Annotated in this window: 18 protein-coding genes; 12 read left to right on the top strand and 6 right to left on the bottom strand. The window is 59.6% G+C overall.

Annotation, left to right across the window (positions count from 1 at the left end; genetic code table 11):
* Positions 1–177: 177 nt before the first annotated feature.
* From FP2506_RS06560 to FP2506_RS06570, 3 genes are all read left to right on the top strand, one after another.
* Positions 178–630 (top strand): tRNA (cytidine(34)-2'-O)-methyltransferase, encoded by a 453-nt coding sequence (locus FP2506_RS06560; RefSeq protein WP_007066635.1) that lies wholly within the window; start codon positions 178–180, stop codon positions 628–630.
* Between the two features lie 113 nt (positions 631–743).
* A complete protein-coding gene (locus FP2506_RS06565; RefSeq protein ID WP_040489485.1) occupies positions 744–1,655 on the top strand; it encodes an oxidoreductase in 912 nt (303 codons plus the stop codon).
* A gap of 133 nt (positions 1,656–1,788) precedes the next feature.
* Positions 1,789–3,105, top strand: coding sequence for an MFS transporter (locus FP2506_RS06570; protein WP_007066637.1), 1,317 nt, complete (start codon positions 1,789–1,791; stop codon positions 3,103–3,105).
* 44 nt (positions 3,106–3,149) lie between these two features.
* Here the strand turns inward: FP2506_RS06570 and FP2506_RS06575 are convergent, their stop codons facing one another.
* Positions 3,150–3,407, bottom strand: coding sequence for a hypothetical protein (locus FP2506_RS06575; protein WP_007066638.1), 258 nt, complete (start codon positions 3,405–3,407; stop codon positions 3,150–3,152).
* Between the two features lie 245 nt (positions 3,408–3,652).
* Here FP2506_RS06575 and hemF point away from each other — a divergent pair, with 245 nt between their 5' ends.
* Together hemF and FP2506_RS06585 are read left to right on the top strand one after the other, a co-directional pair.
* Positions 3,653–4,561: an oxygen-dependent coproporphyrinogen oxidase gene (hemF, locus tag FP2506_RS06580; RefSeq protein WP_007066639.1), complete on the top strand. Its 909-nt coding sequence runs from the start codon at positions 3,653–3,655 to the stop codon at positions 4,559–4,561.
* Positions 4,562–4,652: 91 nt separating this feature from the next.
* The gene (locus FP2506_RS06585; protein ID WP_148227487.1) at positions 4,653–4,850 is read left to right on the top strand and encodes a DUF1059 domain-containing protein; all 198 of its coding nucleotides are present in this window, start codon (positions 4,653–4,655) and stop codon (positions 4,848–4,850) included.
* Between the two features lie 120 nt (positions 4,851–4,970).
* On the opposite strand, the gene FP2506_RS06590 is transcribed toward FP2506_RS06585, so the two are convergent.
* Positions 4,971–5,360 carry a YbaN family protein gene (locus FP2506_RS06590; RefSeq protein WP_007066641.1) on the bottom strand — a complete coding sequence of 130 codons (390 nt, stop codon included), beginning with the start codon at positions 5,358–5,360 and terminating at the stop codon, positions 4,971–4,973.
* A gap of 435 nt (positions 5,361–5,795) precedes the next feature.
* Here FP2506_RS06590 and FP2506_RS06595 point away from each other — a divergent pair, with 435 nt between their 5' ends.
* The gene (locus tag FP2506_RS06595; RefSeq protein ID WP_040489486.1) at positions 5,796–6,401 is read left to right on the top strand and encodes an LOG family protein; all 606 of its coding nucleotides are present in this window, start codon (positions 5,796–5,798) and stop codon (positions 6,399–6,401) included.
* A 132-nt stretch (positions 6,402–6,533) separates the two neighbouring features.
* Positions 6,534–8,084, top strand: coding sequence for a bifunctional GNAT family N-acetyltransferase/carbon-nitrogen hydrolase family protein (locus FP2506_RS06600; protein ID WP_007066643.1), 1,551 nt, complete (start codon positions 6,534–6,536; stop codon positions 8,082–8,084).
* 7 nt (positions 8,085–8,091) lie between these two features.
* Here FP2506_RS06600 and rarD read toward each other — a convergent pair whose 3' ends face one another.
* Both rarD and pip read right to left on the bottom strand, forming a co-directional pair.
* The gene (gene rarD / locus FP2506_RS06605; protein WP_007066644.1) at positions 8,092–9,078 is read right to left on the bottom strand and encodes an EamA family transporter RarD; all 987 of its coding nucleotides are present in this window, start codon (positions 9,076–9,078) and stop codon (positions 8,092–8,094) included.
* A 335-nt stretch (positions 9,079–9,413) separates the two neighbouring features.
* Entirely contained in the window at positions 9,414–10,373 is a 960-nt protein-coding gene (gene pip, locus FP2506_RS06610) for a prolyl aminopeptidase (protein ID WP_007066645.1), read from the bottom strand.
* On the opposite strand from pip, the gene FP2506_RS06615 reads away from it, so the two are divergent.
* Positions 10,372–10,572, top strand: coding sequence for a hypothetical protein (locus tag FP2506_RS06615; RefSeq protein WP_007066646.1), 201 nt, complete (start codon positions 10,372–10,374; stop codon positions 10,570–10,572). The two genes, pip and FP2506_RS06615, sit on opposite strands and share 2 nt — an antisense overlap.
* Positions 10,573–10,583: 11 nt before the next feature.
* Here the strand turns inward: FP2506_RS06615 and cysS are convergent, their stop codons facing one another.
* Positions 10,584–12,263 carry a cysteine--tRNA ligase gene (gene cysS, locus FP2506_RS06620; protein ID WP_007066647.1) on the bottom strand — a complete coding sequence of 560 codons (1,680 nt, stop codon included), beginning with the start codon at positions 12,261–12,263 and terminating at the stop codon, positions 10,584–10,586.
* A 297-nt stretch (positions 12,264–12,560) separates the two neighbouring features.
* On the opposite strand from cysS, the gene FP2506_RS06625 reads away from it, so the two are divergent.
* Positions 12,561–12,752, top strand: a complete 192-nt coding sequence (locus tag FP2506_RS06625; protein ID WP_007066648.1) for a hypothetical protein — start codon at positions 12,561–12,563, stop codon at positions 12,750–12,752.
* A gap of 89 nt (positions 12,753–12,841) precedes the next feature.
* Here the strand turns inward: FP2506_RS06625 and FP2506_RS06630 are convergent, their stop codons facing one another.
* Positions 12,842–13,648 (bottom strand): SOS response-associated peptidase, encoded by an 807-nt coding sequence (locus FP2506_RS06630; RefSeq protein WP_244404136.1) that lies wholly within the window; start codon positions 13,646–13,648, stop codon positions 12,842–12,844.
* 59 nt (positions 13,649–13,707) lie between these two features.
* Here FP2506_RS06630 and FP2506_RS06635 point away from each other — a divergent pair, with 59 nt between their 5' ends.
* From FP2506_RS06635 to FP2506_RS06645, 3 genes are all read left to right on the top strand, one after another.
* Positions 13,708–14,160 carry an NUDIX domain-containing protein gene (locus FP2506_RS06635; protein WP_007066650.1) on the top strand — a complete coding sequence of 151 codons (453 nt, stop codon included), beginning with the start codon at positions 13,708–13,710 and terminating at the stop codon, positions 14,158–14,160.
* A 47-nt stretch (positions 14,161–14,207) separates the two neighbouring features.
* Positions 14,208–14,681 (top strand): TIGR02301 family protein, encoded by a 474-nt coding sequence (locus FP2506_RS06640; RefSeq protein WP_148227490.1) that lies wholly within the window; start codon positions 14,208–14,210, stop codon positions 14,679–14,681.
* 105 nt (positions 14,682–14,786) lie between these two features.
* Positions 14,787–15,047: a hypothetical protein gene (locus tag FP2506_RS06645; protein ID WP_007066652.1), complete on the top strand. Its 261-nt coding sequence runs from the start codon at positions 14,787–14,789 to the stop codon at positions 15,045–15,047.
* Positions 15,048–15,056: the final 9 nt, after the last annotated feature.

A 15,056-nucleotide genomic window follows, 5' to 3' on the forward strand; every position in this document is an offset into this window, starting at 1 on the left:
GATGCCACATCGTATCGATGCGGGATATGAGAAGACTGGAGGGGAACGCAGCAGCATTCCGAGCGTCAATCATCGCGCGTCCGCGACAAGTTCGGATATAGGCGCTCGTCGGCGCGATCACACCGCATGCTCGCGAGCCTTTGATCGCACGAAACACCATAAGAGAGCAGAGGTGCCATGGCGATTTCAATCGCACTGTACCAGCCGGACATCGCAGGCAATACCGGCGCGGTGATGCGGACAGCCGCCTGTCTCGATCTTCGGATCGAGATCATTGAACCGACCGGCTTCGAACTCTCCGATCGCTCGCTGAAGCGGGCCGGCATGGATTATCTGTCACTTGCGAACCTCACCAAGCATTTAGATTTCGAGGCGTTTGAAGCGTGGCGCAAACGCGCAGGCCGACGACTGATACTTCTGACGACGAAGGCCGACACTGTCGTCTGGGATTTCGAATTCCGCGATGACGACATCGTCATGTTCGGGCGCGAGACCGCCGGGGTGCCGGTGGAGGTCCATGCGGCGGCTGATGCGCGGTTGACGATTCCGATGCAAACAGGCGCCCGATCGATGAACCTGTCGGCGTCCGTCGCTCTCGTCTGCGGCGAAGCGGTGCGTCAGCTGCGTTAGCGTTGAGTGGTTTTGCCGACCGTGCCGTTTCGGCCGACCAGGCATCAATCGCCTCGACCGATACCCCTTTTGTCCGCTATCGCACAAAGCGTGACAACCCGAGGAGGCTTCTGATGATCCGGAACTTCACCGCCGAGGACGTGACTGATCAATCCGGCCGGACCTTCTTCGTGACAGGCGCGAATTCGGGGATCGGTCTCGAGACCGCGCGAGTGCTCGCAGCAAAGGGCGCCCGAGTGCTTCTCGGATGCCGGACGGAGGCCAAGGCCCTGTCCGCCATGGCCGACATCCGGCTCGAACATCCGAACGCCGATCTCGGCTTCGTTCCCCTCGACCTCGCCGATCTTGGCTCGGTACGAGGAGCGGCTGCAAAGGTTAAAGCGGAGGAGCGCATCGACGTTCTTGTGAACAACGCCGGGGTCATGGTGCCGCCGCTTGGACGCACGAAGGATGGGTTCGAATTGCAGTTCGGCGTTAATCATCTTGGCACCTTCGCACTAACTGGCCTTCTCCTCGACCAGTTGTTTGCACGCCCCTACGCGCGGATAGTCATCACGAGTTCGATTGCCCATCGCAGTGGCGAGATCGATTTCGACGACATCGACGCGCAAGCGGACTACAACCGACTGAAGCGCTATCGGATGAGCAAACTCGCCAACCTCCTGCACATGTATGAGCTCGACCGCCGGCTGCGCGACGCCAAGGCCGATGCGATCGCACTCGCTTGCCATCCAGGCGTCGCTGCAACGAATCTGATGCGCTTCCTGCCCGGTCCTGCAAAGCTGTTGATGATGCCAGGTCGTCTCCTTCTGAACTCCGCGGCCGAGGGTGCCTGGCCGACCTTGGCGGCCGCGACCTCGCCCAAGCTCGACGGTGGAGCCTATGTCGGCCCCAGCAAGCGAGGCGAGACGGCCGGTCCGGCGGCCATCGCGAAATCGGCGGAACGCGCCCGCAACTCCGAAATTGCCGAGCGGCTTTGGGCGGTCTCCGAGGAGAAAACGGGCGTCGAATACCGCTTCGCGTGAGATGACTCCGATCCCGTTCTGATAAGAAAAGCCCCTACGGCATGCCCATGGCGGAGACGTCAAAGATGCAGTATCCGGCCCTGAACCACGCTCCGTTTGGTACGGTAAGGCTGCACATTCTGTAGGTCGCGCGATGCTTAAAGTCTTGTCCGGGGTCTGGGCCCTCCTGATCGGAATTGTGTTGATCATGCTGGGCAACGGCATGCACTTCACATTGATTGGACTGCGCGGCGGCATCGAAGGTTTCTCAGCCTCCGAGTTAGCCGTCGTCACGTCTGGCTATTACGTTGGCTTCCTGTCGGGCGCGCAGTATACGCCAACGCTCATTCGCCGCGTGGGGCACGTACGCGTCTTCGCGGCGCTCGGCAGTTTCATGTCGGCCGGGCTGATCGCTTTTCCACTGATTGCCGAACCGTGGGCATGGACTGCCTTGCGCATCCTGCTTGGCTTCTCGATGTCAGGCATCTACGTCGCAGCCGAAAGCTGGTTGAACGAGGCCGCGACCAACGAGACTCGCGGCAAGGTCCTTTCGGCCTACATGATCGCCCAAACGCTCGGCATCATCGGCGCTCAGTGGCTTTTGACTCTCGGCGATGCGGCGACATCCGTTCTCTTCATCGGCGCGTCGATCCTCGTGTCGATATCCTTCGCTCCGATTCTTCTCACCGTCGCCCCGGCGCCGAAGACGGAAATCACGCGACCGATGTCGCTCGCCAAACTCTTCACCAGTTCGCCGCTCGGCACCGTCGGGATTTTCCTGCTCGGCAGCGTCTACGCGACCCAGTCAGGCATGGGGGCGGTGTTCAGCACTCAGATCGGCATGACGACAGCCCAGATCGCCCTTTTCGTCGCGATGCTTTTCGGCGGAGCGTTGGTGTTTCAGTACCCGATTGGCTGGCTTTCGGACAGGATGGACCGGCGCGCACTCATATTCGGAGCATCTGCCATCGGCGCCGGCTTCTGCGCAATCGGCTGGATCAGTGGTGACAGCCTCTGGCCGCTGATGGCCTCGGCCTTCGTCGCCGGAGGCATGACGACACCGCTCTACGCGCTGTTCCTCGCCTACACCAACGACTTCCTGGGCGCCGAAGACATGCCCGCAGCCTCCGGCGGTCTTGTCTTCACCTTCGGTCTCGGTGCCATACTGGGTCCGCTGGCCACCGGCTATGCGATGCAGTGGGTCAGCCCCTATGCGTTCTGGCTGGTGCTGAGCGGGACGTTCGGAGGGATCGCGCTCTACGCTCTCTATCGCATGACCCAACGCTCGACGGTGCCGGTCAGCCAGACCGAGAGCTATATCGGCGTTACGCCGACATCGTCACCGGTGGCAGTGGAAGCTGCCGGCGCTTGGGCGGTCGAGAAAGCCGAGCAGTCGGACACCTCGGCGGGAGCAGACGGAGAGATATACGACAGCGAACCGGCTGATCACGCGAACAAGAATGTGATTTGAGGCTGTGCGGCGGCTTCTGCACTAGATGCAAGTGTCTAGCGCTTTCAGTCCGCCGTCGGCAGCCGCCGCATCGTGAACTCGACCGAGCCATCATCCACCAGACGCCAGCTTTCAACCTGGGTCCAGTAGGCAGCCTTCGGATAGCGTTCGAACCACTCGCGCGCCTTGATGCGCGCTTCCTCTCGAGGCAGCGTGAACGTCTCGCGCACAAAATGCGCCGCCGGATCTTTCTCGGCCTGACGCGCACGTTGCAGTTGCCGCCGCAGTCCGCTTAGAGGGGGATCAAATTGGCCGGAGGTCATGGCCGGTTTCTTCCTGAGCTTCCCGTCTTTGAATGGGTCGTTGTTTCCTATCCAATTTAGCGTGCGCCGATCGTGATTGCGAATCGGTAAATTGCACGCCCTCGATAATACATTCACTCGCATACTTCGGTGGTGAACTGCTCAATTTTGCGAGAAGTTTTCATTGCCAGAGCGGCATGCAACCGCCATACCGCGAGAGAGGGGTCCGCACGCACGGACGGCATGAACCGGGGACGATGAGCTTTATGGAACGGGAGAACCTGCCCGAGGGGCTGCCGGACAATATCGAGATGAAAAAGGCGACTGCGCGCGCTTGGTTCGAAGCATTACGCGACCGAATCTGTGCGGTCTTCGAGGATCTCGAGAAAGCTCATGGCGAAGAAACGGGGTTGGAGCCGGGCCGGTTCGAGCGGACCGAATGGCATCGCGATAACGAGGGTGGCGGCGGCGTCATGTCGATGATGCACGGCCGGGTCTTCGAGAAGGTCGGCGTCCACACTTCGACTGTTCACGGCGAATTCTCCGAAGAGTTCCGTAAGAACATCCCCGGTGCGGAAGAGGATCCGACATTCTGGGCGTCGGGCATCTCGCTGATCGGGCATCTACGCAATCCGAACGTGCCGGCAGTGCACATGAATACACGGATGGTGGTGACGACGCGTCAGTGGTTCGGCGGCGGCGCCGACCTGACGCCGACACTCGAACGGCGTCGTACGCAAGAAGATCCTGATACGCGAGCGTTTCACAAGGCCCTTCAGTTCGTCTGCGACAGACACTCGAAGGTAGCGGACTACGGACGCCTGAAGGAATGGTGCGACGAGTACTTCTATCTGCCCCATCGCCAGGAGACGCGCGGCGTCGGAGGAATTTTCTACGACTATCTACACTCGTCCGACGAGGTGGGCGGTTGGGACGCGGATTTTGCGTTCACACGCGACGTGGGCAAAGCCTTCATCGTTGTCTATCCACATATCATCAAGCAGAACGTAGGGCAGCCCTACACCGAAGCCGACCGGGAAGAACAACTGGTTCGCCGTGGCCGCTATGTGGAATACAATCTGCTCTACGACCGTGGAACGCTGTTCGGTTTGAAAACGGGAGGCAACGTGCAATCTATACTGTCCTCGATGCCGCCCGTAGTGAAATGGCCTTAAATACTAAATAGTTAGTTAGATATCATAATAGAACCTTTTGATCTTTTCCCCATTTCTGATATGTTAATCGACGATGCGGGAGGAAAAGAGAATGTATGAACTGGATTGCGCCGGGGTAATCCCCGGATGTGCGCGCGTAATTCGTGCGGACACCGAGTCAGAAGTCTTCAGCCGCGCCGTAATGCAAGCCCGCCGAATGGGGTACGATCGTCTTCCGGCGGCAATGCTCGACAGATTTCGCGAGAACATGACCGAAGTCTCCGAACGGTCCATCCAAGCAGCTGGTTGACCTCTCAGCATTTAGACGACCCGCCGCTTGCGGCGGGTCGTTCTTCGAGAGACCACCTCAGTCCAAATTTTCCGGGTAGAGTGACCGGACGTAGGTGATGGCGAAACACAACGCCGGCATTCAGTGGCATTGTGCTTTCGCGCATCCAAGCGGCTCGCGACGCGTCCAAACGAACGCGAGGACAATTACGAAGATCCCTCCTTGAACCAGGAGGATGGTCACTGACAGTCCCAAAAAGCCACCCAGCATCAGCGTAAGGATCATGACCAGCGTCGCCAGCCATTTCGCCCTGCGCGAAATAGCGCGTTCAGCACGCCAATCGCGGATCGCCGGTCCGAAACGAGGATGATCGAGCAGCCAAGCTTCGAGCTTCGGTGAGCTTCTAGAGAAAGCAAACGCGCTGAGGATCAAAAACGGGGTGGTCGGGAGAAGTGGCAGAACAACTCCTAGAGCAGCGAGCAGAACCGCAGAAGTTCCGACGGTCAACCAGAAGAGACGAGCGGGGTTCATGGCGGTCCGTTGCGAGTGCGGTTGCGCTAGAATCTCAGTGAAGGTCAAACGCCGAACGTCAGGCGCCGTTGCGGTGCCTGCGGATAAAATGGGCCTGATCGACACCGAAGTACGTCGTGATCGTCACTCGATTTCCGTCTCTTGCAAAGGGAGCAACGTGATCAGTTGTTCCCGCTCGCTCATCGGTCTTGACCAAACTTAGATCGGCTTTCCACAGTGGCACGCCATGCGAAAGCAGCGGCGAGAAATCCTCTCACTTCCTCGATCGACATCAACCACGAACCGATGTTTCTAAGCTCTGTCTCCGATCGCTTTCTGCAGCGAGAAGAGGCACGCCGGACATTGACTGGGCACTATGAAGCTACGAACCAAAACCCAGCAAGCAATAAACCTTCCAGCTTGACGCCGACAACGGCACCGACGACCTTCCAGATCATGACAGCGATTCGATCCATTTGCGTCTATTGTGGCTCTTCGCCTGGCCGCGATCCGACCTTTGTCGATGCGGCGAACGAGCTTGGCAGGGCAATTGCCCGAGCTGGAGTTCGCCTCGTTTATGGCGGCGGCACGCGGGGCGTCATGGGCGCCGTCTCCGAAGGCGTCATTCAAGGCGGTGGGCAGGTGACAGGGATCATTCCGCGTTTCCTCATCGATATGGAAGCCACGGAGCGTGAACTGAAACGCCTGGACGAATTGGTCATCACGGAGGACATGCACGAGCGCAAGCATATGATGTTCCAACGGTCCGACGCATTCGTCGCGTTGCCAGGAGGAATAGGAACCCTCGAGGAACTGATTGAGATCCTCACCTGGGGCCAGCTTGGACGGCACAAGAAGCCTATCGTCATCGCCAATCTCAACGGCTTCTGGGACCCGCTGAAGAGCCTGTTGGACCATATGGACACAGAAGGCTTTATCCATCGATCCCAGCATGTAAAGCCGATCATGACCGCCGATATCGCGTCGGTGCTCCCTGAAATCGAGAAGGCCATGGCGCAGACGACGAACGGAGGCCGTCGTCAGATCATCGAGAAGCTCTGACCTCGTCAGGACCGATGCGAATTCGCTGAGATACGCCGCCAGCTGTTCTGCGGGCTTGCGCGCCTATACGCACCGCCTCACGCACCCTAGTTCCGGCACACCAATCATCCCAGGCAGGACCACCCGCAAGCAATGGCCGACAAACAAGCGAACCCGAAAATCGAAGTCCGCGTCGCGGAGAAGGAGGATGTCGATGCTATCATCGCTCTCTCCGCGAAGGTGTTTCGTGACGAAACGCCCTACACGCGCGGCATGATCCTCGGCCAGATGTCGGCGTTCGCGGAAGGGCAGTTCGTCGTCGTCTTCGAGGGCGAGATCGTCGGCTATGCGGCGACCATGATGCTGCCGGAAAAGAAGGCACTCGGCCAGCATACCTGGGCGGAGGTCACCGGTGGCGGCTATGCTGCGATGCACGACCGCAAGGGCGAGTGGCTCTACGGCATGGAAGTGTGCGTCGATCCCGACCGGCGGCGCCTGCGCATCGGTAAACGCCTCTATGACGCGCGTCGGCGCCTTGCGACCGACAAGCAATTGAAGGGGATTGCTTTCGGTGGGCGTATCCCCGGCTTTCGGCGCAACAGGAAAAAGTTCGACACAGCCGAGGATTATCTCGAAGCGGTCAAGAGCAACGACGTGAAGGACCCCGTCGCGACCTTCCACCTCAATGCGGGCTTCGAACCGATCCGGCTGCTCAAAGGCTACTACCCCTCTGACAAGGAGTCCGGAGGGTACGGCGTTCTCATGGTCTGGCGGAACCCGTATTACGATCCGCAGCGCGAGGAGCAGCCGGTCAATCGCGGCAATCCGGACGTGGTGCGCGTCGCGACGGTGCAGATGAAGGCACGCACGATCAGCAAGCCGCAGGAATTCTACGATGCCGTGGAATACTTCGTCGAAGTCGCGTCGGAATACGGCGGCGATTTCGTCGTATTTCCCGAGCTTTTCACGCTGATGCTGATATCCTGTGAGCCGGAGGAGCTCGATCCTGAGGCGGCTATCCAGCGTCTCACCGAACATACACCGGAATTCGTCGAGAAACTGACCGACATGGCGATCCGGCGGAACATCAACATCATTGGTGGCAGCCACGCGACGAAGACCGAAGATGGCGACATCCAGAACGTCGGCTACGCCTTCCTTCGCGACGGCTCGGTGCATGCCCGCGAGAAGATCCATCCGACGCCCAACGAGCAGACCTACTGGCAGATCCAGGGCGGCGATCCGATCGACGTGATCGAGACCGACTGCGGGCCGGTCGGCATCATGATCTGCTACGATTCGGAATTTCCGGAGATCGGGCGCCGTCTCGCCGATCAGGGCGCGCGTATTCTCTTCGTCCCGTTCAACACCGATACCCGGCACGGTTATCTGCGCGTCCGCTACTGCTGCCAGGCCCGGGCGGTCGAGAACCAGTGCTATGTCGTGACGAGCGGCATGACGGGCAATCTCGGCAATGTCGACAATCTCGACATCGAATACGCCCAGTCCGGTATCTTCACGCCATGCGACTTCCCCTTCGCGCGCGACGGTATCGCGGCAGAGGCATCCGAGAATGTCGAAATGGTGACTGTCGCCGACCTAAACCTCGCGACGCTGTCCTGGGCGCGCTACGAGGGCTCGGTAAAGAACCTGCGCGACCGCCGGCTCGATCTGTACCGCACAACATGGTCGGACGGCGGCTGAGGAGACATCATGTCTTACTAGGCGCATCTGCCATCGGTGCGCCGCCCTGGGTGCTGGCGCCGCGACGCCGGCGGCGCTCCGCCCTCGCCTGACGCAAGAGCGTGATCGTATAGAGTACCAGCGCCGCCCAGATAAAAGCGAATGCAACGAGTTGCCAGACGCTGAACGGCTCGCCGAACAGAAAGACTGCGGTGAGGAAGAGTAGTGTCGGCACCGCATATTGCAGGATGCCAATGGTCGCGAAATGAAGAAGCCGTGCGCCAGCCGCGAAAAGGATGAGCGGAACGGCGGTAAGCGGACCGGCGCCGACAAGCAGCAGCGTCTCGGAGAGCATCCCTCCGAAATGCTGGTCACCGAGCATCGACAGAACGGCAAGCGCCAGGGGCGTCAAGAGAACGACTTCGAGGAAGAAACCCTCGCTCGCATCCACCTTCACGACCTTGCGGATCAGTCCATAGGTGCCGAATGAGCAGGCGAGCACAAGGGCGATCCAAGGAAGGCCGCCGGCTTTGACCGTCATGATCGCGACGCCCACGAACGCCAGCGCTATGGCGACCCCCTGCAGCCGCGTCGGCCGTTCCCGGAGGACGAGCGCGCCGAGGGCAACGTTGATCAGCGGATTGATGTAGTACCCGAGGGCGGCATCGATCGCCTGGTTCGAGACGATGGCATAGACGTAGACGCCCCAGTTCGCCGAGATCAGGATCGCGGTGAGGGTGGCGAGACCGACCGTTCGCAGGTCAGTGAGATAGCCGAGCGTATGCTTGAGACGGCCTTGATAAACGAGAAGCAGCGCCGCGAAGGGCAACGCCCACAGAATACGATGCGCGACAATTTCGAGAGGCGAAACGTGGTTCAGCGCCTTCATATAGAGTGGTAGCACGAGGCCCCAGATGCCGTAGGCACCCAGCGCCAGGAACAGACCGCGGCGCGTCTCAGACTCGGAAATTTGCATGGAGTAGCCTGCTGCGACAGATTCAATGTCGGCAGCCATATCAGGACCGAGCGTCCCACGCGTCCCGATTTTTGATGATCGCTGGGATCAACAAAAATTATGGATTGGCCGATGAGGCGAGTGGAGACTTGTCCTGATGGCCAATTGCTTCCGGACGCTGAGCGACGATGACCTCGCATATGAAGAAGTACGCTTCCCCGCAGTCCTTCGTTCTTGTCTGGCAACGCCCGAGGTCATTCGCGAATGTTTAGCGAGATAGGACGCCGCGCGGTTGAGGCGTCCGGAGGGCACTCGAGTCGTACGAGCGAAGACGCGAAAGGCGTCGGTTCAGCCAGGGCCCAAGCCATCCCAATCGCCGAAGTGTTCCGTGCCTATCAGTTCCCCGCAAAGCGATCGGTTGCGGTCAGTAGTTCTTGGAGAATGCCGGGTTCCGCGAAGGCATGACCCGCACCCTCGACCATCCGGTAGTCGGCCTTCGTCCAAACCTCTGCAAGCTGCCACGAGGTAATGGCGGGCGTCACGATGTCGTAACGCCCCTGTACAATGACGCCAGGAATGTTCGAAAGACGCGCCGCGTTCCCGATCAGTTGGCCATCCTCAAGCCAGAGGCCGTGGTAAAAGTAGTGATTCTCAATCCGCGCGAAAGCGATCGTGGTATCGGATACGGATGGCGCGCTACGCGGGACCGCGCCCGAGCGGAGCATCACCGTCGCTGACTCCCACTGGGTCCAACTTGCCGCTGCAGCGGCGCGGACCGCGCGGTCCGGATCGATCAGGCGCCTGCGATAGGCACCGATGATATCGTCCTGCTCCGATCGCGGGACCTGAGCGAGAAAGCTCTCCCATTGATCGGGAAACAGGCGGTTCGCGCCCGTTTCGTAGAACCAGGCGAGCTCGGCTGGGCGACCGGAAAAGACGCCGCGTAGAATCATGGCGGAGACGTTGTCGGGATAAGTCTCGGCGTATGCTAGCGCCAGCGTGGCACCCCAAGAACCACCGAACAGCACCCATCGGTCAATTCCGAGTTTCTTCCTGAGTATTTCCAGGTCGCTAACAAGATGCCAGGTCGTGTTCGATTCAAGGCTCCCAAGCGGGGTCGACCTCCCGCAACCGCGCTGATCGAACAGAATGATGCGGTAGCGCGCGGGATCGAACAGCCGACGATGCTGGGGTGAGGAACCGCTCCCCGGTCCGCCATGAAGGAAGACAACAGGCTTGCCGTCTGGGTTGCCGCAAAGCTCGTAGTAGAGTTCGTGTCCTTCGCCCACTGCAAGCCGGCCCGTGTGATAGGGGTCAATCGCTGGATAGGCCTTACGTGGGGATTGCGTGTCCATGGAGCGTCAGATCATGTTTGTATTGATGTGCGGTGTTCCGTCGTACGCATTATTCGCCGTCGAAACCAAGGTCGGCTATCTGCAGGAAACTTCAAGCGTTTGGGCCGCTTCGAACGGCGCTTTTCTTAACAGCCGACAGTTCCGCTACATATATTCCAGTTATGCCGCGCTGAACCCGGTTTTCTGGAAGATCACATAAGGTCGAGCCGATCAACGCTTCAGCTCCCAGGTGGTCAAGCGCTCACCGGTTTCAGGGTCTTTTGAATCCTTCAGCTGGATACCTTTCTCCGCAAGCTCGTCGCGGATCCGGTCGGCTTCGGCCCAGTTCTTGTCGCCGATGAAAGCGAGACGTTGTTCAACGAGACGCTGTATCTCTAACTCGGAGATTTGCTCAGTTTTCTCGACGTGAACTATCCCACGCTCTGAAACAAAGTATTTCAGCTGCTCGTTTGACAGACTTGAGGCCTCAAACTGCGCATCACGTATCGACGTGTTCGCGGCAATTGCTCGTAAATTCAGCAGCTTGTTTTTTTCTCTAAGCGCCGAATGCGGTGACATTCCAATGGAGAGCGTCCCGGTGCTATAAACGCCTATGATCTCGGGTCTAAAAATTCCAAGGAATTCGAGAGACGCGATTATCTGAGTTACTTTACCAAATTCACTCTTTCTTACATTCGAAACAGCTTCTCTAACGTACCGAAGAGCTAGGGAGATGTTTAGATCATCCTCTAGCGCTTCTACAAAACCTGGCACAAAATCCCGGAGCTCCAACTCCTTTCGTAAACTCCAATTATTCAGTATTTCCTCATAGTCGAACTTCTGCGCTAGCCGGCTCAGCTCTTCCGCTGCCTCCTCCAGCCGCTTCACCGAAAAATCGATCGGCTCGCGGTAATGCGTCATCAGCATCGCTAGCCGCAGCACTTCGCCGGGCCATTTGCGGCCACCGAATTTCTCGGTGTGCAACAGGTCGTGGATCGTGATGAAGTTGCCCTCGGACTTGGACATCTTCCTCCCCTCGACCTGCACATAGCCGTTGTGCATCCAGACCTCGGCCATCGACGCCGTGCCGTGGGCGCAGCGAGACTGGGCGATCTCGTTCTCGTGGTGCGGGAAGATGAGATCGAGGCCGCCGCCATGGATGTCGAAGGTCTTGCCGAGATGGGCCTCGCTCATGACGGAGCACTCGATATGCCAACCTGGACGGCCGCGGCCCCACGGTGACCCCCAGCCCGGTTCGTTCTCGTCGGACAGCTTCCAGAGCACGAAGTCGCCGGGATTGCGCTTGTGGCTGTCGACGGCGACGCGGGCGCCGGCCTGCTGCTCGTCGAGCCTCCGCTTCGACAGGCTCCCGTAATCGGGCATGGAGGTGACGTCGAATAGCACCTCGCCGCCCGCCTCGTAGGCATGGCCCTTCTCGATCAGCGTCTCGATCATCGCGACCATGTCGTGGCCGTTCGCGTGGCCGGACACGTAGTCCGTCGCGCGCGGCTCCACCGTCGGAGGCAGGCAGCAAAGCGCGGCGATGTCGGTGTGGAACTGCTCGGTCGTGCGCGTCGTCACTCGGCGGATCGCGTCGTTGAGCGGCATGTCCGGAAAGTCGCGGGCGGCGCGGGCGTTTATCTTGTCGTCGACGTCCGTGATGTTGCGGGCATAGACGACGTGATCCTCGCCGTAGAGGTGGCGCAACAGCCGGAACAAGACATCGAAGACGATCATAGGACGAGCGTTGCCTATGTGCGCGTAATCGTAGACCGTCGGCCCACAGACATACATACGAACGCGCTTCTCGGCTTCGGGAATTTCCGCATCCCGCCAGTCGAGCGGAACGAAGTCCTCTTTCTGGCGCGTCATCGTATTGCTCAGTCTGAGACCGCGAAAGCCTGCTCTCATTGGCCTATCCCGTCGAACCTGTCTGCCTGATCGGATGCGTGCTTCCGGTAGGCGGAAACTGCGCCGATTTCAAACGCGACCCCGATGGAACTCTGTCAGACCAAGCTTGTTGGTTGTGCAAGAGTATAGCCGCGGCCCGTTAACGACACGGTTACCATAAGCGCGGACAGCGTGGCGTCAGCGCCACGCACTGAGACGCCGACCCGTTCCCGAATGAAATTCCTACCGGGTAGGAGGGTTTCGCCCTCAAAGCGTCTCAATTTGGGAGCGGCTGATTTGGGCACGAAACCAGCAGGCATGAAGGCCATGAAGCAGATCGAGATCCAGTTCCGTTCGCGGCGCGAGCGTGAGAACGAGATTCACTTAGAAGACAACTACCGGCAACTCGGCAACCCTGCGATCCTCGCAGCGGCCCGATATTGCGGCAAGGCACGCGAGTCGGTGCTGCAGACCAAATCTCAGCCAGCATACATTTCGGCCGGCGAATGACAGCACAGCGAGCGGGGCTGGCGACAGGCGGCGAATGGCCCCGCTCACTCTTTCGAAATGCGCAATAAGAGCGACGTTTTGATCGAGGCTCAAATGAGCTTCAGCTGATCCACATCATCGCTATGCGACCCTGTATCGGCCTCACGAGCAGTCTTGGTCTCTCCAGTGGATCTTATAGGGTGTTCATCGACCGGTTCCTGGATTGAGGGATCGGCGTTCATGACCTTGTTGACCGCAGTCCCGATCCGCACGATCTCGAAGCCGCGTACGGCGGACCCGGCAATGAGATCGGCGACGCCCGCCGGGTTGTAGTCGCGGCAATCCAGCCATCGCTCGAACTCTCCCTCCTCGATCGCGACCGGCATTCGGTCGTGAATATCCGCGGGCGGGCCGGATGCTTTCGTCGTGACTATCGCGGCTGTGTCGATCTCGCCGCCATCCGGGTCGATCGTGGTCTCCATCAGTCCCGCGAAGGCAAAGGGTCGACCGAATTTCGGCCGAAAGAGAAAAGGCTCGGACGGTCCGCCGCCAGTGCGGCGCCATTCGTAGAATTCAGTCGCGGGAATCAGGCAGCGCCGATATTTCATCGCTGCGCGGAACGAATTCTTCGTTGCCGCCGTCTCCCCGCGCGCATTGATGAGCAGCGGAAATTTCGATGCGTCCTTCACCCAGGACGGGATCAGCCCCCAGCGAGCCAGTTGGGCCGATCGGTTTGCTCTGTTGGCGTCCGGGCGGTCTTGGTGCCCGCCGATCGCGATGAGGATGGGCTGTGTTGGCGCGATGTTGTAGCGTGGCGGGAACTCGTCGATCTCATCAAGCGACAGGAATTCCGCGACGATCTCGGGGGAAGCATGAAGGGCAAAGCGTCCGCACATCGGAAGAGGGAACAGCGCCACGGCGGCGCCGTCAAGCAGTTGATGATTTCGATAGACTCGTGTGCCCCGGTGCAGTGCCATTGACCCGGCAGCCGCAGATAGCAGTCTCCGCCGCCCTCTTCCGCGGCGAAGAACAACTCCTGATCGAGCGCCAGAAGGGCCAGACACTTGAAGGTCTCTTTTCGTTTCCGGGCGGACGGGTCGGCTTCGGCGAGACGCTCAGGCAGGCGGTCGCGCGCGAAGTTCGGGAAGAGGTCGGCCTCAACGTTGTGGAGGAGAGCTTCGTCTTCGTGACGAATCACGAGGCGATCTACGAGGATTTCCACTTCGTCATCGTGGTCTTCGCGGCCCAGATCGGCGCAGACGCCAATCCGGTCGCGGGCAGCGACGCCGCAGCTGTAACTTTCGTCCCTAGCGAATCACTACCCCATCTCGAAAACGACGGCCAAACGACCCCGAGCCTCGCGTCAATCTCGCGGCAGGCACTCAGCATGTTGCTACTGAGGCACAGTTCGGTTGAAAAGGGTTCATAGACAAGACTTGTCTTGAAATTGCCGAACCCGAGGCCGACTGCTCGCAGATGCACATATTCTTAAGGTTCTCGTTCACGTGGCTGTTGTCAGCCGTCCTGATGATCTCGGCCGTCTCGATCTCCCCCGGCACTGCTCAGGAAGCGCAAAGCGAGGCCACCGAGGAGTCGGAATCGACGAATAAGGAGGCCGAACCGGAAAGTGCCGCTAACCGTCCGAGCGAAGGGCCGTTCATCGAGGCGATGAGTCGGCTCTCGACTGTACTTGGTTCGATGCATTTCCTTCGCGAGCTTTGCGCGGACGAGGAGAAGTCGACTTGGCGGGGCGAGATGGCCGCGCTCATGGAGGCGCAGTCTCCGAACGATGCAGACCGTCGCCGTCTGATCGCCAGCTTCAACAGCGGGTATCGAGCCTACGAGTCGACCTACCGGCACTGCACCGAGGCGGCGCGCGTCGCGCATAACCGCTATCAGACCGAAGGGGCGAACCTGTCGCGGGACATCCTCACCCGCTACGGGAATTAATCAATCGTCAACGATCTTCGCACTGCAGCCGCGACAATCGTCACGTTCGTGGTAATAAATCTTAAACGGATCGAAGGATCCGAAACGAAGAAAAGGGATGCCGTCATGCTGGAACTGCCGAAATCGGAACTCGACGAGATCATCCAGGCGGAAAAGAAACAGGTCGCCCTCGAATATCACAACGAAGCCTGGGCCGACGGCATCAGCGAAGGCATCGAATCGGAAATTCTCGCAGAGACGGCGCTGTCCACTGCGATGATCGAACTCGTTCGCCTCCACGGCGAGGCTCATGCAATGGAAATGCTGGACGATCTGCGCCGGCGCGTAGAGTTCGGTGAGTTCCGGGCGAACCCGACTCTACAATAAGTAACCGCC

It is taken from the genome of Fulvimarina pelagi HTCC2506 (genome assembly GCF_000153705.1).
GTDB classification, from domain to species: Bacteria; Pseudomonadota; Alphaproteobacteria; order Rhizobiales; family Rhizobiaceae; genus Fulvimarina; species Fulvimarina pelagi.

Coding starts and splice junctions, on each gene's coding strand:
- hemF (WP_007066639.1), top strand. CDS start 3,653: ATGGAACGGGAGAACCTGCCCGAGGGGCTGCCGGACAATATCGAGATG.
- cysS (WP_007066647.1), bottom strand. CDS start 12,263: ATGAGAGCAGGCTTTCGCGGTCTCAGACTGAGCAATACGATGACGCGC.
- FP2506_RS06625 (WP_007066648.1), top strand. CDS start 12,561: ATGAAGGCCATGAAGCAGATCGAGATCCAGTTCCGTTCGCGGCGCGAG.
- FP2506_RS06615 (WP_007066646.1), top strand. CDS start 10,372: ATGGAGCGTCAGATCATGTTTGTATTGATGTGCGGTGTTCCGTCGTAC.
- FP2506_RS06640 (WP_148227490.1), top strand. CDS start 14,208: ATGCACATATTCTTAAGGTTCTCGTTCACGTGGCTGTTGTCAGCCGTC.
- FP2506_RS06595 (WP_040489486.1), top strand. CDS start 5,796: ATGACAGCGATTCGATCCATTTGCGTCTATTGTGGCTCTTCGCCTGGC.
- FP2506_RS06570 (WP_007066637.1), top strand. CDS start 1,789: ATGCTTAAAGTCTTGTCCGGGGTCTGGGCCCTCCTGATCGGAATTGTG.
- FP2506_RS06560 (WP_007066635.1), top strand. CDS start 178: ATGGCGATTTCAATCGCACTGTACCAGCCGGACATCGCAGGCAATACC.
- pip (WP_007066645.1), bottom strand. CDS start 10,373: ATGGACACGCAATCCCCACGTAAGGCCTATCCAGCGATTGACCCCTAT.
- FP2506_RS06585 (WP_148227487.1), top strand. CDS start 4,653: ATGTATGAACTGGATTGCGCCGGGGTAATCCCCGGATGTGCGCGCGTA.
- FP2506_RS06575 (WP_007066638.1), bottom strand. CDS start 3,407: ATGACCTCCGGCCAATTTGATCCCCCTCTAAGCGGACTGCGGCGGCAA.
- FP2506_RS06600 (WP_007066643.1), top strand. CDS start 6,534: ATGGCCGACAAACAAGCGAACCCGAAAATCGAAGTCCGCGTCGCGGAG.
- FP2506_RS06645 (WP_007066652.1), top strand. CDS start 14,787: ATGCTGGAACTGCCGAAATCGGAACTCGACGAGATCATCCAGGCGGAA.
- rarD (WP_007066644.1), bottom strand. CDS start 9,078: ATGGCTGCCGACATTGAATCTGTCGCAGCAGGCTACTCCATGCAAATT.
- FP2506_RS06565 (WP_040489485.1), top strand. CDS start 744: ATGATCCGGAACTTCACCGCCGAGGACGTGACTGATCAATCCGGCCGG.
- FP2506_RS06590 (WP_007066641.1), bottom strand. CDS start 5,360: ATGAACCCCGCTCGTCTCTTCTGGTTGACCGTCGGAACTTCTGCGGTT.